This is a genomic window from Rhodococcus sp. NBC_00294 (assembly GCF_036163995.1).
Lineage (GTDB): Bacteria > Actinomycetota > Actinomycetes > Mycobacteriales > Mycobacteriaceae > Rhodococcoides.
The window spans coordinates 4,581,936-4,595,896 of the sequence record NZ_CP108043.1; the positions used below are offsets into that span (position 1 = coordinate 4,581,936).

A 13,961-nucleotide genomic window follows, 5' to 3' on the forward strand; every position below is an offset into this window, starting at 1 on the left:
TGAAACGTGCAGGCCTCGACGGACGCTTCACCAGCTCGCTGCGGTGACTCGACCGATCTCACCCGGCCCGAGCCGATCAGCCGGCCGCTGCCCGTAACCGCTCGACCTCGCTGCGAGAGTGGCGTACGGACTCGGTGTCCTCCCCCTTCTCGCGGGCGACATCGTGCGCCAGGTCCAGAACGGCGCGACGCAGATGTGTGCGGGCTCGTCGGGCCTTCCGAGTGGGCGCGGACTTCACGAATGCCTTGCGTGCCCTCTTGTCCAGCACACCGTCGACCTCGGCATCGGTGACGACACCGGCCTCGACTTCCGGGGCGAGGATGTCGCGGACGAACTGATACTCACGCGGTGCGGCCCGGCGGAACGCGATGGTCAGCACCGTGAACCCGATGACGACCGACGCCAGGAGCACCACGAAGTTTCCCAGACCGCCGCCACCGAGACCGCCGGCGTCGTCCCATGTGAAGTGGAGGAACATGCCGGCGACGACGAAGGCCGCACCACGCCAGACCCGCCGGGGTTGCGCTGCCGTCCCGATCAGATAGACGGCTCCGGTGCAGACGAGGGCACTGAACAGAGGGTGGGAGGCGAAACTGACAGCGATGCGTACGACGGACATGTGCACCGCGTTGCCCACGGGATCGGTGCCGAATGCCCGAGCAGTGGAACTCGCCGCGTAGAGGAAGTCCTCGAACACGGCGAATCCGAGCCCGATGAACGCTCCGACGATGAGGCCGTCGTTCGCGGTGCGGATGAGACGCGGGGCGAGGCTCATCAGGAGCAGGAAACCACAGAGTTTTGCCGCCTCCTCGGTGAACGGTGCCGTCGCACCTGCCGCCCAGTTCGCGCTCCATTCCTGACCGAACAGCTTGGGGTAGATGCCGAGCATCGCCGTGTTGACGGTCATCGCAAAGGCGAACGTTGCCGGGACAGCGCCCCACACGAGGGCAGCGACCACGAGCCCGCCTGGTTGCCGCTCCCATCGGTCGATGTGATGGAACCAGGCGAGCCACGCGAGTCCGCACAACCCGCACAGCACCGCTGCGACCGCGAACCCTTCGGCGTAGAACCCGGCGTCGGGTGCGAAGAACGCCCACGCCTGGAACGCACCTATGGCGGTCAGCGCCAGGTAGACCCAGAAGGAGAGGTTGTGAGGCTGCACGAAGTGGAATCTCGCACCCCACCCGGAGATCTCGACTGCTTCCGCTCGGCGCTGACCAGCTTCCGTGCCGACCGTCTCGGGAGACGTGCGGGGGTCGACAGTGCTCATGCGTCGTCCCCATCCACGGTACGGATGCTCGCGATCATCGCTCGGACGTCGTCGAGGGCTGCGGTCATCTGGGTGGGTGGCCCGTAGGCAGTGATGTCGACCCCTGTGCCGCCGAGAACGAAGGCCGCGATCACCCCGTCGCTTCGCACGCTGTTGTAGGGCTGCGCGACTCCGGTCTCGCCGGCCGCCGTGGTGAGAGTGGCCCTGTTCCCGTCGACCCGGAAGGTGGGGTCGTCCGTCCGGGACGTGACCTTCTGCACCTGGTCGAGCAGCTGATCGGGAGTGCCGTCGTACGAGTCTGTCGACACCTGGAAGGTGATGCCGGCCCCGGCGAGGGTGGCATCGCCGAACGTGCCTCCGTCTCCGACACGGAAGCCGGACTCGACGTCGTAACCGGCGACGGGGGTGAAGACGAGGGTGTCGGTGAGTGCAAGCTGCTGCCCTGCCAGAACGGGGTCGTCCCAGTCGAGGGCAGCGTCGATGCGCGGAACCACCACGGTGAAGACCAGGAACACGGCGAGCACGACGAGCGCCGGTGGCCACGTTCGACGGTCGAGACCCAGCACACGATGGTCGACCGGTACTCGATGTCGATGTGCAGGAGCGTTCAACAGTGGTGTCACGGATACCCCTCGAACTCGTCGTTGTTCGTACTTTGTCACAAACCACGCGGTCCGTGCAGTCCGCTGTGAACGACCTCGACGAGAACGGCGAGTCGAGTGTCAGAGTCCGGCGATCACCCGATCGAGCCACTCGACCATGACCGCGCGCTCGGCGGCGCTCAACGTGTCCAACGCCGGCGTGATCGCACGAAAAGCGACCGCGGCGGCGGCGTGGTCGTCCTGCTCGCGGTCGGGCGGGTCGGTGAGGATCTGCCGCATGACGGCATCGAACATCGCGTCGGCCAACTCGTCGTCGCGGTCCTCGGCCGGAGTCGCGAGAAGCACCGAGATCGTGCCCACACCCGCTGCCTGGACGAGTCCGAGCGCCCGTTGTTCGCTCACCCGCAGTCGGCCCGTCTCGGCGACCCTGTGTATCCGAGCCCGGAGGACGTCCATGCCGGCCTGCGCCGCGCGAGATCGTGTCAGGTGCTGCGGGCCGTTCATCATCCGGAACAGTTCCGGGTTGGCGATGCCGAACTCGACCTGCGTCAGCCACCCGTCGTGCAGGTCCACGAGGGGATCCACGCCCTGCGACGCGGCCGTCTCGGTGATGCGTCTCTTCATCGAGACATGCTCGGCCAGAACATGTTCTGCTACGGATTCCAGGAGACCGTCCTTGTCACCGAACAGTCGATAGATGGTCGGGGGCTGTACGTCGGCACCCTCGGCAACCCCACGAGTGGTCACTGCGGCCACGCCGTGATCGCGCAGCAGGGCGGCCGCGACCTCGATGATCCGCGCCCGGACGTCGTCTCGAGTGCTGGTCGGCTTGATCACGTTCCAACGATAACAGTCTCGTGATACCGTTGGGTTTCCATCGATAACACCGGTGCGATACCAACGAAACTGAGGCACTCATGATCGTCATCACCGGCGCCACCGGCGCGCTGAACGGCGCCACTGTCGACCACCTGCTCAGACATCGCCCCGCTTCGGAGATCGCGGTGGCGGTCAGAGACGCGTCCAGGGCCCGACGCTTCGCCGATCTCGGCATCGAGGTGCGCCACGGCGACTACGCAGACCCGGCGTCGCTGCCGGACGCGTTCGCGAATGCCGATCAGCTGCTGCTCGTCTCGTCCAGTGATCCGAGGGCCGACGCAGTCTCCCTGCACCGCAACGCGATCGACGCGGCCGTCACCGCGGGCGTGGGGCGAATCTTGTACACGAGTCATCAGGGGGCCGCGGACGACACGCCATTCGGTCCGGGTCGAGACCACGCGGCGACGGAGCGGCTGCTGGCGGGTTCCGGCCTGCCGTGGACCTCGCTGCGCAACGGCTTCTACGCCCACAGCCTGGCCTGGTCGACTGGCCCCTGGCGCGAGTCCGGCGTCATCACCGTTCCGGCCGACGGTCCGGTGTCGTGGACGTCCCGAGCGGATTCGGCGGAGGCTGCGGCGGCGATCATCGCATCGAACGGCGCGTACGACGGACCGGTTACGGTGACCGCCGAGTCCGCACCCACCTTCGAGGAGGTGGCGGCGATCGCTTCCGACGTGGCCGGGCGGACGGTACGGCGAGTCCTGATGGACCCTGAGGACTGGATCGCAGCCCGGGTCGCTTCGGGACAGCCGGAATTCGCGGCTCGCTTCACACTCGGGATGTTCGACGCTGCAGCCGGCGGTTGGTTCGCCGGAATCGATCCCCTGCTGGGACAGTTGCTCGGCAGGTCGCCTGCGACCGTGCGCGACGCGCTGACTCTCGCGTAGCCTCCACGGCGCCCGTCAAAGGTCGAGGGTGGCACTCCAGGACAGCGAGACTCAGACCGGTCGTTCCGCCCTCACCCGCAGCCGTTGTGCTGATCGGCATGTTCGGAGGACAATCACCGGATCGGTGACGTGTTCGGTGAGAGGGTGTGCGATGTCTGTGTCGTGGGAGTCTCTGTCTCGTCGGCGCGGCGTACGGGTGACCGGCGGGCTCGTCGGCGTGTACGTCGGCCTGGTGGCCTACTGGTTCGTGCAGGATGCCGCCCACCGTGTGGCAGCGCGGAAGGCTGAGGCATAGCCTCCGTTCGTGCCGCTCCGCGTCTTCGTCCGATGTGAGGGGTTGTCGGACAACAGGATACCCCTATGACGCCGACCCTGAGTGCCGCATCGACGACGGGGACCGACCCATGGTGCGGGTGAACGCTCGCGAGAACGCCGCGTCGGACCCGTATCCGAACGAGGCCGCGACCGAGGAGATGGTGGCGTTCGACCTCGCGAGCTCCGCCGCCGCGAGCTGCATGCGCCGACGGGTCAGGTGTACCAGCGGGGCCTCACCCACCAGCGCGGTGAAGCGCGCGGCGAAGGCGGCTCGAGACATCGCCGCCGTCCGAGCCAGATCCGCCACCGTCCACGGCCGCTCCGGATACCGATGCATCGCGATGACCGCGGCACCGATCTGTCTGTCGCGCAACGCCCCCAGCCAGCCGCCGATCTCAGCGCCCTCCTCTCGGAGCCACGCTCGGACGAGATCGATGATCAGGATGTCGGCCAGCCGCGTCACCACGGCCTCCCCACCTGGCCGGCGGGCAGCGGCCTCGTTCGCGAGCAGTTCCAGTACCGCGGACGAGACCGCAGACCCGCGATCACCCACCAGCACATCGGGCAGCACGTCGAGGAGTGAGCGAGCAGTCGGATGATCGAACTTCACGGCGCCACAGATCAACACGGCCCGCTCGCCCCCGCCGCCGTGCTCGAGAACGATGAAGCGGTCCGAGATCCACTCGGGCTCCGGGTCGTACATCGACACCGACAGGGACGACGGATCGTCCACCACCCGGTGGCCTCGACCGTGCGGGACCAGCACGCACTCACCCTCGCCCACCAGCCGAGGTTCCGTCCCCGGCAGGTCGAGCAGGCACGATCCCACCACCGGTGCGTGAAACCACAGGCAGTCCTCCATCGCGGGGATGTCGAGACCCCAGGGAGCCGTCAGTTCCGATCGAACGTAGAACACCCCACGCATCCGCAGCGAGTGCAGGGCGTCGCCGAGCGCATCGTCACCGCGCCACATCCTGGACGATCGATCATCAATGGTGGACTCCACGGTATTCATTGTCCACCACGAACCCGGCACCGTGAACATCGTGACCACACAACGAACCATCACTGTTCTCGGCGCCACCGGCCGAACCGGACGACGCCTCACCGACACGCTCCTCGGCCGCGGATGGAGAGTACGCCGTGTCGCGCGCACCGCACGGCCCCACCCACACCCGGCTGCCACCACGCACACGGGCGACCTGACCGACACCGACTTCCTCACCACCGCGTTCACCGGCGTGGACGCGGCCTACGTCCTCGTCCCGTTCGACCCCACGGCACCCGACGTCCGAGCACACATGAACGACATCGGGTCCTCCATCACCGACGCACTCCGACGAGCACGGGTGCCACGCGTCGTCGCACTCAGTTCTCTGGGCGCCGAACTCGAGTACGGGACCGGATTCCTCACCGCACTGCACGCTCAGGAGCAGCGACTCACCGCCCTCGAGACCGATCTCGTCCTTCTCCGACCCGGCTACTTCTTCGACAATCTCGACCCCGTCCTGCCCCACCTCCGCCACATCGGGGCACTGCAGGACTCCATCGCCCCCGACGTGCCCCTGCCGATGGTGGCGGCCGGAGACGTCGGCGCAGCCGCGGCCGACGCAGTCGAGGAACCCAAGCACCAGGGCACCACCATCCGCGAGATCAGGACCGCGGTCGATCTCACCCTGATGGACGTCGCCGCCGCGGTCGGCCGAGCACAGGGCATCGGCCATCTCCCCTACCAGCAGCTCCCCGACGAGGAGACGATCACCCAGCTACTCCAGGTCGGATTCTCCGACGATGCAGCGAGATTGCAGGTCGAGATGCACCACGCGTTCTCTGCAGGACGCGTCGCCGCGACGGGGGACGACCCCCGCGCCCCGACGACGGTGGACGACTACCTGGCGTCGCGGGCGTGAGCGTCTACCGAAAGCGTGGCGTTCCCACGTGTGCTCACGACGCCGTGGTCGAGCCCCTGATCACAGCTGCCACGAGATCAGGATCGTCCCACGTGGGAACGTGCCCCAGATGCTCGTGGACGATGACGGCGGCGAGGGACGGCAGCCCGTCGAGGTCCGTCTCCGCTGCACGGATGAGCGGGTCTCTGCCCCCGTAGACCACGGTGATCGGGACATCGATCTCGTCTCCGCCGCCGAAGCGGGTGCCCTCGAGGGCCGACATCGTGCGGTCGAAGTCGCACGTGGCGAGGTTGCGTGCATCGTCGGCTGCCACCACCGACGGGATGCGCCACGGACGGCCGAACAGCCCGAACAAGGCGACGGTCCGCAGCAGTGGCCGGCGCAGAAGGAACCCCGCACCCGGAACGCGAGACCCGTGCACCCACACGGAGAAGAGCACCTGCCGACGCACACGGGCTGTGCCGCCCGTCGAGCGCCACAGCCCGGCGGGCATGAGTGCACACACGGACGTCGCCCGACCACGGCGCGCGAGCTCCAACGAGAGCCACCCGCCGAGCGAATTGCCCACGAGGTGCGCACTGTCCCAGCCCAGTTCGTCCATCACCAGCTCCACCCGGTCAGCCAGTCGCGACGGCGTGGGTGCGTCACCGTCGCCGAGGGGATCGCTCTCTCCGAAGCCCGGGAGATCGATCGCGACGGTGTCGAAGTGATCTGCCAGTATCGGAATCACGGGGTCCCACATCTGATGTCGATGCCCGATCCCGTGAATCAGGAACATGGGGGCTCCGCGGCCGGTCCTGCTGTAGCGAGGCAGTGCGGAGACATCGATGTCGGTCACGGGACAAGTATCGGTCCGAGACGTGCACCACCGATGTGGAGTGTGGCCAGTATCTAGGCGATGGGTCGGGACATTCGACAACCGAGCCGCGCGCGTGCACCACGCGGGAGCGACGACCAGCTCGGGTGGAATCGTCTGAACGGCTCAGAGGTGGCGCGCAGCGAAGTCCACCGCGCTCCGCAGCGTCTCGCGGCCTTCCGGAAGTACGCCTGCCAGCACGGGAAATGCGTGCACCTGACCGCGCCACACATGGGTCTCGACGATCCGGCCGGCGTCCTCGAGCTTGCGCGTCATCGCCTCCACGTCCGGGCGCATCAACTCGTACTGCGCCGAGGACAGGAACACCGGCGGAAACACCGATGGATCGGCATCGATCGGAGACGCTGCGCCCGGGATGGAATCCGGCCCGTTCATCCAACGATCCTCCAGCGCGAGAACCTGTTTCATCGGAAGATACGCGTCCCGCTTCATGAACGCACGGGAATGGCTCCTCAGGTCCAGATTGAGCAACGGCGAGAATCCCAGAACGGCCGCGGGTGGTGTCAACCCTTCCAGCGCAGCCAGTTCGGCGACCTTCATCGCGAGGTAACCGCCGGCCGAGTCTCCCGCCACGATGATCTTCGACGGATCGGCCACCGTCGCCGACGCGGCGCGGTAGGCGGCCATGGCATCGAAGATCGACGTACCGATGCCGCCGTACGGAATCTGCCGGTACTCCACGGAGTACACCGGAACACCCGCACGGGCGGCGATCATGGCACACGCACCGCGGTGGGTCGCCAGTCCGCAGAAGACGAAGCCGCCGCCGTGAAAGTAGAGAACCGTCGCACCGGCCAGAGAGCCGGTGGCCGTCCGAGGATGTGTCGTCTTCTCGCAGGGCACACCACCGAGAACCACCTGGTCGATAGTGACGCGAGGCGGCTTCGGCAGTCGGTCGACGACGCGATCGAGGTGCCCGATGGCCTTGATGCCGCCGTCGGTGAGCGGCCACATACTCAGGGTGGGCTTGAGGAGCGCCTTCATCGCCGTCGACAGGACGCGTGCTTGCGGACTGATGTCGTCGTGCCAGGTGAGTGTGCCCGTCATCGTCTCGTCGTTCCCCTCGTGCGATGAAGCGTGGAGACGATCGACGCTATCAGCCCGGCTCCGTGCACCGATTCCGACAGACTCGAGCTCGGCTGTGCTCGTGGGAGCTCGACTCGGGTTTCCCGCGTGAACGTGCTGGGTACGCACACGATGAACATCCCTGGACGCACTAGACAAGTTCGGTGGTTCACCGTGAAACGCATCGTCGTCGCCCTGTCGGTACTGGCTCTCGTCGCCGGCTGTTCCACCGACGACACTGCACCCGGGCCGACGCAGACACCCGCCGCCGAACCGGCTCGGGCGCCCGCAGCGCAGGATCCGATCGGCACCGTCGTTCCGCTTCCGGGCGCACCCGAGGGAATCGTCGTCACGTCGTCCGGCATCGCCGTCGCCGCAGTGCGTGAACCCGATGGCCTGAGGCTGCTCGACGCGGCGACCGGAGTCGAGCGATCGTTCGTGCCGACGGTCGGTGCGCCGCGACACCTCTCCCTCGCCGGCCCGGACGGACCGGTACTCGCGCCCCTCGAGTCCAGTGACGAACTGCTCCTGGTCGATCCGGCGAACGGAGCGACGCTCTCCACCACCCGCGGCGTCGGACGGCAACCGCACGATGCCGTGGTGACCGCCGACGGCGCGACCGTCGTGACCAACGAGATGGGCGGCGGAGTCGTCTTCGTACGCAACGGTGTCGTGACCGCATCTCTCCCCGCTGGTCCCGTGCAACCGGGCGGCGTTGCAGCCGTCGGCAATTACGCAGCTGTCGCAGATGTGCAGGGCAACGGGATCTGGATCTACAGCGGGCCGGACCAGGAACTCGTTGCACAGGCCCCACTGGGAACCAAACTGACGCATGCGACATCCCTCGGCGCCGACCTCGCTGCCTTCGCCGACACCGACGGTGGCGCGGTATACCTCGAACGCATTACTCCCGACATCAGCGAGGTCGCTCGCATCGACGCACCCGGCAATCCTTACGGGCTCGCCTACGACGCCGATCGGAAGCTCCTTCTGATCACGCTGACCGAGAGCAACATCCTTCGTGTCGTCGATGTGGCCGAGCCGGCATCGCCGCGGACCGTGGTCGACTTGCCGACGGTTCGTCAGGCCAATTCCGTCGCCGTGGATTCACGAACGGGAAACGTGTTGGTGACAGGCAGTGATCCCGGCGCGGACTCTAGCCTGCAGATCATCCCGGCCGACAGTGTCGACGTGTCGTGACACGTGCTCGTGCTACGTTCACGATCGGTGTTCGGTGAACACCCGGCGCAACCCGACGAAGCGCACGACCGTGGCCACGAGGTTCGCGGCCACCAGGACGGACACCTCGACTGCTCTCGATGCATCGGGTGCCCACCTGTGCAGGAGCACCAACGACCCGCTGGTCACCGCCAGCCCGAGGGCGAAGACGACAAGTCCTTGCACGTACTGGCGAACGATCGCGTCGGTACCGCGAATACCGAAGGTGAACCGGCGGTTGATCGCGGTGTTCGCGAGCGCGGAGACCAGGAGCGCCAGCACATTCGCAGCCTGAGACGACATGACGACTCGGAACACGAGAAACAACAGTACGTACGCGACGGCGCTCGCAGCCCCGACCAGGTAGAAGCGGAACAGCACACTCCGGGTGCCGGAGGTCGCGGTCAGAGTGTCTCCCCCGTCGGCCTCGGAACGGGCAGCGCATCCACGCATCGGGCGAACTCGCTGTCCGGGTGGCACTGTCGTGCGATCGGGTCGAGATCGACGAGTTCGTCGGCGTCACGCAGAGTCGGTGCTGCACCGACGACGAGGCCACAGCGCTGCAGGGCGTCCCGCGTGTCGTCCCCGGTGCGGTCGGTGGACATCTCCACTGCTCGTAGGGCCTGCGCATCGGATGCGTCGTGCAGTCCGAGCACCCACCATCCTCCGTCCTCGGCACGGCCCAGGATCGCCGACGACGGCTCCAAGGCTCGACCGATGTCGGCCAGCATCGCGGGGTCGACCTGCGGTGTGTCCATGCCGATCTGCACGACGGGGCCTGATCCGGCGGCGTCGTGATGTGCGTGGATCAACCGTTCCGCGAAATCGTCGCCGCGCTGGTCGATGACGTCGAAGTCAGCCAGTGACCTCTGAATGTCGTTGCTGCGCATCGCCTCGGCCAAGTCGCCGGTCATCGCGACCACCCGCCGGGCGAAAGGAGCCTGCCTCGCCGCGGCGAGTGTGTCGAGCAGCGCCGCGGCCGCCACCGACGCGGCGTCCTCGGCGGTCATGGCGGCCATCAGTCGAGTCTTGGCAAAGCCGGGTACCGGCGCTTTCGCGATGACGAGCAGCGTCGCATCGATCATGGAATCACCTTCGCAAAATCCCAGACGGCCACCACCGTGCCGCGAACCGACCCCGACACCTTCGACACTCCCCCGGTCCGCGGGCGGTACGAGATGTCGCGCTCGACCACTGTCCACCCTGCCCGAGCGGCGAGAACCAACAGCTGCAGCGGGTAGCCGGAGCGTCGGTCCGGGACGTCGAGCGAGAGCAGATCGTCGCGGCGGGCCACCCGAAGAGCGCCGATGTCGTGGACGTCGATCTTCAGTCGTCTGCGCAGACGCCAGGCGATGGCCGTGTTGCCGAGGCGGGCGTGCCACGGCGAGCCACTGCGGTGCACCGGGCGGCGCCGACCGACGACGAGCTGAGCGGAGTCCAGCGCTGCGACGAGGCCGGGCAGTTCGCGCGGGTCCATCGACCCGTCCCCGTCCATGACGGCGACGACCGTCGTTCGCGCGGCGATGATTCCGGCGTGCACGGCGGAGCCGTACCCGGGAACAGCCTCGACGACCACTTGCGCCCCGTGCGCGCGGGCCACGTCCGCGGTGCCGTCGGTGGAGCCGTTGTCGACGACCAGGCGGTGATAGCCGTCGGGCACGGCGTCGAGAACATCGGGAAGAGACTGCGCCTCGTTGCGGCACGGGAGTACGACGGTGACATCGGAAGGATCGATCATCGTCACACCACCGGGGCCGAGCCGTCGGATGCCGCCCGCAGCGGTGCGGACGCGAACCGCGTCAGCCCCTCGTCCGGACCGACGGCAGCTCGGAATCCGAGAATTCTGTCGGCCCGAGCAGCACCGGCAACGATGTGCCGCACGTCGCCGGGACGGAACTGACCCGTCACCGCCGGTTCGATGCCGCCGCCGTGTGCACGACACAGAATGCGCGCTACGTCACCGATCGAGATCGGGTGTCCCGAACAGACGTTGCAGGCAACGAACCCCGCTCCGTCGTGCTCGACGGCGGCAAGGTTCGCGGCGGCGACGTCCCGGACGTCGACGAAGTCTCGCATCTGCCCGCCGTCCTCGTACACCGTCGGCGGCTCACCAGACTCCAGCGATGAGCGGAACATCGCTGCGACACCCGAATACGGTGTGTCACGGGGCATTCGATCGCCGTAGACGTTGTGGTACCGCAGCGCCGTGACCGATCCGCCCGTCGCCAGCGACCAGGCGAGTGCATAGTTCTCCTGCGCGAGTTTGCTTGCCGCATAGAGACTCCGAGGCTCGAGCGGAGCGTCCTCGTCCACCGTCTCCCACGTCACCGGCTCGTCACCCTGCGGGCACTTCGCATCGAAGACCCCGTTCCGCAGATCCGACGGGTTCCGGGGGCGCGGACGGACGACACCGTGCACGGGGCAGCGGTAGCGACCTTCGCCGTAGACGACCATCGACGACGCGAGAACCAGCTTCCGGCACTCGGCTCGGGCCATCGCGGCAAGTACTTCGGCAGTACCCAGGTCGTTGTGGCTGGCGTATGCGGGTGCGTCCGCAGTGCTGACGCCGGCTCCGACGACGGCGGCCTGGTGACACACCACGTCGACCCCCGCCATGACATCGTCCAGAGCGCCGGGGTCGCGGACGTCGACCGTCGTGACGTTCGGCGCGTGCAGTGGCGTCGAGCCGTGCGCCGAGGGTAGGAACGCGTCGACAGCCGTCACGTCGTGGTCGGCCGCCAGTAGTGCTTCGTGAATGTGTTCACCGATGAAACCGGCCGCGCCGGTGAGTAACACGTGCATCGTTTTCTCCTTGTCGTGTCGATCGAGGGGGGCGGGTCGCTCACCAGTTCGTGTACGTCAGATGGTTGATCGCCAATGCCAGCACGACTTGCGCTGCCAGCCAGAAGCGCACCGAGCGGTCCCCGATCGCGACAGTGGCAACCGTCATCCACACCTGGAACGGCAGCCAGATGCGTTCCGTCTCCGCCTTGCTCAGCCTGCTCAGGTCGGCGAAGGTCACCGCCAGCAGAGCTGCCATCACGAGTAGCGTCACCGGCTCGGCACGTCGCACACGTGGCAGTGACACCACGCGTGACAGGGCGGCGGGCACCGCGAGTCCCACCGCACACACCAGAGCCGCGATGTTGCCCCAGCTCCAGTACTGGAACGGACGTGCGGACGCGATTCCCTGCCAATACCGTTCCTGGACGGCCACATACCCGTCGAACCACCAGAAGCCCGACGCGGTGAAGAGGCCGGCGACGACGAGGGCGCCGCCGATCGCCGGTACCAGTGGCCGCACGCGGCGAGAGGCGATCAGGACCGCCAGGGCCGGCAGTCCCATCAGGGCGAGGCCGTAGTTCAGGTAGACCGAGAACCCGAGCAGGAGGCCCGCCGCGACGGCCGCGGCATCGTGCCGAGGTCGTCGACCGGCTGCTGCGACGGCCAGAAAGGCGATGCCCCAGGCGGACACACCCGTGAAGAATCCGTCCGCGGAAACACCGATCCAGATCGCGCTGGGGGCGATCACGGCGAACGGGATCAACCGTCGGGCGGTGTCGCGGCCGACGAGCGCTGCCACGGCGACAGCGGTGGCGACGGCGGCCGATGACCCGACGATCACACACAACCATGCGGCGGCCGCGCCTCCCCCGAGTCCGATGCGGTCCAACCACACGAACGTCAGAATCGCGCCGGGGGGATGCCCGGAGACGTGCGTGGTCCAGGACTCCGCCTGGCCGTCGATGATCCGGTCGGAGAAGCCGCGCAGTGTGGCACCGATGTCGTCGATACCACCCACTTCGGACAGATACTCGTCGCGGGACGTCAACTTGTCGACGAACCCTTTCTGCCAGCCGTCGACCGCAGCCAGACCGACGGTCCAGACAAGGGTCGTCGCCCAGGTGACGAGGAGCAGCGGACGCCACGACATGCGTGCCGCCACGGACGGGCCGAGGATCACCACCAGGACGCCGCCGATCACCGCGACCGGAGTCCCCGGCCCCACATGAGCGCCCCACCGCCCGAACAGCGGCGCGAGCGACGCGAAATCGTCGAAGTCGAAACCCATGCCGCCGATCAGCGGAGTGACGACGGCATTCTCCCGCCGCGCCACGACCACTGCCGCGACGACCAATGCAGCCGCAAGTAGTGCGCCGATCAGTTCCGGAACTCGAGGAACCCACCCGCGCCGCCGATCGGTCGCGGTCGGGCCGCTCACTCGGAAGTCTCGGGGGCCGAACCGTACGGGGGTTTGACGAAGTGAGCGAAGTGCCGACCGGCGATCGCGGTCACACTGACCGGTACCAGCCCTCGTGCCGCGGCGAGTGGCGCCAGCGTGTCCGCATCGATTCGCGCCCAGTCGTACCAGGGCCCCGCAGTCTCGTCGTTCTCGATACGCAGACATTCGGCGACGAATCCCGTTCCGGGCGTTGCCACTTCGACGTGCACCGTCCCGCTCTCGCACGCGATGTCGTGCGCACGACCGATGACACGGCCGGGATCACCACCGATGCCGATGTTCCCGTCGACGAGAAGCACTGTGTCCCAATGCCCTTCGTGTGGAACGATGTCGAAGATGTCGGCCAGCTCGGCTTTGGCACCACGTTCGCGGACCAGCGCGACAGCTGCCGGGGACGTGTCCACACCCATCGCCGATACTCCCCGTCGCCGCAGTTCCTCGACCAACCGGCCCGGCCCGCACGCGAGATCGATCGTGCGCCCCCGGCAGAGGGCGAGCAACGTCTCGTCCACTGCGCGGTCATCGGCGTCTGCGTGCTCGCCGCCGAGCCAACGCCCGACCGGCAACAAGTTCCGTCGGCCGTCCCGGTGCCGCACCCACCACGCGGTACCGGTGGAGGCAGTGTCGAACAGAACATCGAAATTGTCAGGGGCCTCGCCCGCCGAAGTCGCTGTCACGCTTGTCCCTTCTACAGA

16 protein-coding genes are annotated in these 13,961 nt (G+C 67.5%); 4 read left to right on the forward strand and 12 right to left on the reverse strand.

What is annotated here, in order from left to right; all coding sequences use genetic code 11:
• Nucleotides 1–76: 76 nt before the first annotated feature.
• The 3 genes from OHB23_RS21565 to OHB23_RS21575 form a co-directional block, all read right to left on the reverse strand.
• Nucleotides 77–1,270 (reverse strand): PrsW family intramembrane metalloprotease, encoded by a 1,194-nt coding sequence (locus tag OHB23_RS21565; protein ID WP_328810409.1) that lies wholly within the window; start codon nucleotides 1,268–1,270, stop codon nucleotides 77–79.
• Nucleotides 1,267–1,893 (reverse strand): hypothetical protein, encoded by a 627-nt coding sequence (locus tag OHB23_RS21570; RefSeq protein WP_328810410.1) that lies wholly within the window; start codon nucleotides 1,891–1,893, stop codon nucleotides 1,267–1,269. Before OHB23_RS21570 ends, OHB23_RS21565 begins: the two co-directional genes overlap by 4 nt.
• A gap of 99 nt (nucleotides 1,894–1,992) precedes the next feature.
• A complete protein-coding gene (locus OHB23_RS21575; protein WP_027504472.1) occupies nucleotides 1,993–2,709 on the reverse strand; it encodes a TetR/AcrR family transcriptional regulator in 717 nt (238 codons plus the stop codon).
• Between the two features lie 80 nt (nucleotides 2,710–2,789).
• Here OHB23_RS21575 and OHB23_RS21580 point away from each other — a divergent pair, with 80 nt between their 5' ends.
• Nucleotides 2,790–3,638 (forward strand): NmrA family NAD(P)-binding protein, encoded by an 849-nt coding sequence (locus OHB23_RS21580; RefSeq protein ID WP_222628089.1) that lies wholly within the window; start codon nucleotides 2,790–2,792, stop codon nucleotides 3,636–3,638.
• 151 nt (nucleotides 3,639–3,789) lie between these two features.
• Nucleotides 3,790–3,933, forward strand: coding sequence for a hypothetical protein (locus tag OHB23_RS21585; protein WP_155956917.1), 144 nt, complete (start codon nucleotides 3,790–3,792; stop codon nucleotides 3,931–3,933).
• Nucleotides 3,934–3,996: 63 nt separating this feature from the next.
• On the opposite strand, the gene OHB23_RS21590 is transcribed toward OHB23_RS21585, so the two are convergent.
• Nucleotides 3,997–4,959: an AraC family transcriptional regulator gene (locus tag OHB23_RS21590; protein ID WP_328810411.1), complete on the reverse strand. Its 963-nt coding sequence runs from the start codon at nucleotides 4,957–4,959 to the stop codon at nucleotides 3,997–3,999.
• 40 nt (nucleotides 4,960–4,999) lie between these two features.
• Between OHB23_RS21590 and OHB23_RS21595 the strand changes: the two genes are divergently transcribed.
• Nucleotides 5,000–5,863: an NmrA family NAD(P)-binding protein gene (locus tag OHB23_RS21595; RefSeq protein WP_328810412.1), complete on the forward strand. Its 864-nt coding sequence runs from the start codon at nucleotides 5,000–5,002 to the stop codon at nucleotides 5,861–5,863.
• A gap of 34 nt (nucleotides 5,864–5,897) precedes the next feature.
• On the opposite strand, the gene OHB23_RS21600 is transcribed toward OHB23_RS21595, so the two are convergent.
• Both OHB23_RS21600 and OHB23_RS21605 read right to left on the reverse strand, forming a co-directional pair.
• A complete protein-coding gene (locus OHB23_RS21600; RefSeq protein ID WP_328810413.1) occupies nucleotides 5,898–6,701 on the reverse strand; it encodes an alpha/beta fold hydrolase in 804 nt (267 codons plus the stop codon).
• A gap of 144 nt (nucleotides 6,702–6,845) precedes the next feature.
• Nucleotides 6,846–7,787 (reverse strand): alpha/beta hydrolase, encoded by a 942-nt coding sequence (locus OHB23_RS21605; protein WP_328810414.1) that lies wholly within the window; start codon nucleotides 7,785–7,787, stop codon nucleotides 6,846–6,848.
• A gap of 192 nt (nucleotides 7,788–7,979) precedes the next feature.
• Between OHB23_RS21605 and OHB23_RS21610 the strand changes: the two genes are divergently transcribed.
• Entirely contained in the window at nucleotides 7,980–9,005 is a 1,026-nt protein-coding gene (locus OHB23_RS21610) for a hypothetical protein (protein WP_222628095.1), read from the forward strand.
• An 18-nt stretch (nucleotides 9,006–9,023) separates the two neighbouring features.
• On the opposite strand, the gene OHB23_RS21615 is transcribed toward OHB23_RS21610, so the two are convergent.
• From OHB23_RS21615 to OHB23_RS21640, 6 genes are read right to left on the reverse strand one after another with little or no spacing between them, the layout of a single operon-like run.
• On the reverse strand, nucleotides 9,024–9,476 hold the full coding sequence (locus OHB23_RS21615; protein WP_328810415.1) for a GtrA family protein: 453 nt from the start codon (nucleotides 9,474–9,476) through the stop codon (nucleotides 9,024–9,026).
• Nucleotides 9,428–10,108: a TIGR04282 family arsenosugar biosynthesis glycosyltransferase gene (locus OHB23_RS21620; protein ID WP_328810416.1), complete on the reverse strand. Its 681-nt coding sequence runs from the start codon at nucleotides 10,106–10,108 to the stop codon at nucleotides 9,428–9,430. The genes OHB23_RS21615 and OHB23_RS21620 overlap by 49 nt, the downstream gene beginning before the upstream one ends.
• Entirely contained in the window at nucleotides 10,105–10,761 is a 657-nt protein-coding gene (locus OHB23_RS21625) for a glycosyltransferase family 2 protein (RefSeq protein ID WP_328810417.1), read from the reverse strand. Before OHB23_RS21625 ends, OHB23_RS21620 begins: the two co-directional genes overlap by 4 nt.
• A 2-nt stretch (nucleotides 10,762–10,763) precedes the next feature.
• Nucleotides 10,764–11,825: an NAD-dependent epimerase/dehydratase family protein gene (locus tag OHB23_RS21630; RefSeq protein WP_328810418.1), complete on the reverse strand. Its 1,062-nt coding sequence runs from the start codon at nucleotides 11,823–11,825 to the stop codon at nucleotides 10,764–10,766.
• Nucleotides 11,826–11,865: 40 nt separating this feature from the next.
• A complete protein-coding gene (locus OHB23_RS21635) occupies nucleotides 11,866–13,245 on the reverse strand; it encodes a hypothetical protein (protein WP_442973002.1) in 1,380 nt (459 codons plus the stop codon).
• Nucleotides 13,242–13,943: a class I SAM-dependent methyltransferase gene (locus OHB23_RS21640; RefSeq protein WP_328810419.1), complete on the reverse strand. Its 702-nt coding sequence runs from the start codon at nucleotides 13,941–13,943 to the stop codon at nucleotides 13,242–13,244. Before OHB23_RS21640 ends, OHB23_RS21635 begins: the two co-directional genes overlap by 4 nt.
• Between the last annotated feature and the right edge of the window lie 18 nt (nucleotides 13,944–13,961).

Excerpts from the sequence above, each read along its gene's own strand:
- OHB23_RS21565 (WP_328810409.1), bottom strand. The coding sequence starts at position 1,270 with ATGAGCACTGTCGACCCCCGCACGTCTCCCGAGACGGTCGGCACGGAA.
- OHB23_RS21580 (WP_222628089.1), top strand. The coding sequence starts at position 2,790 with ATGATCGTCATCACCGGCGCCACCGGCGCGCTGAACGGCGCCACTGTC.
- OHB23_RS21585 (WP_155956917.1), top strand. The coding sequence starts at position 3,790 with ATGTCTGTGTCGTGGGAGTCTCTGTCTCGTCGGCGCGGCGTACGGGTG.
- OHB23_RS21605 (WP_328810414.1), bottom strand. The coding sequence starts at position 7,787 with ATGACGGGCACACTCACCTGGCACGACGACATCAGTCCGCAAGCACGC.
- OHB23_RS21615 (WP_328810415.1), bottom strand. The coding sequence starts at position 9,476 with ATGCGTGGATGCGCTGCCCGTTCCGAGGCCGACGGGGGAGACACTCTG.
- OHB23_RS21620 (WP_328810416.1), bottom strand. The coding sequence starts at position 10,108 with ATGATCGATGCGACGCTGCTCGTCATCGCGAAAGCGCCGGTACCCGGC.
- OHB23_RS21625 (WP_328810417.1), bottom strand. The coding sequence starts at position 10,761 with ATGATCGATCCTTCCGATGTCACCGTCGTACTCCCGTGCCGCAACGAG.
- OHB23_RS21630 (WP_328810418.1), bottom strand. The coding sequence starts at position 11,825 with ATGCACGTGTTACTCACCGGCGCGGCCGGTTTCATCGGTGAACACATT.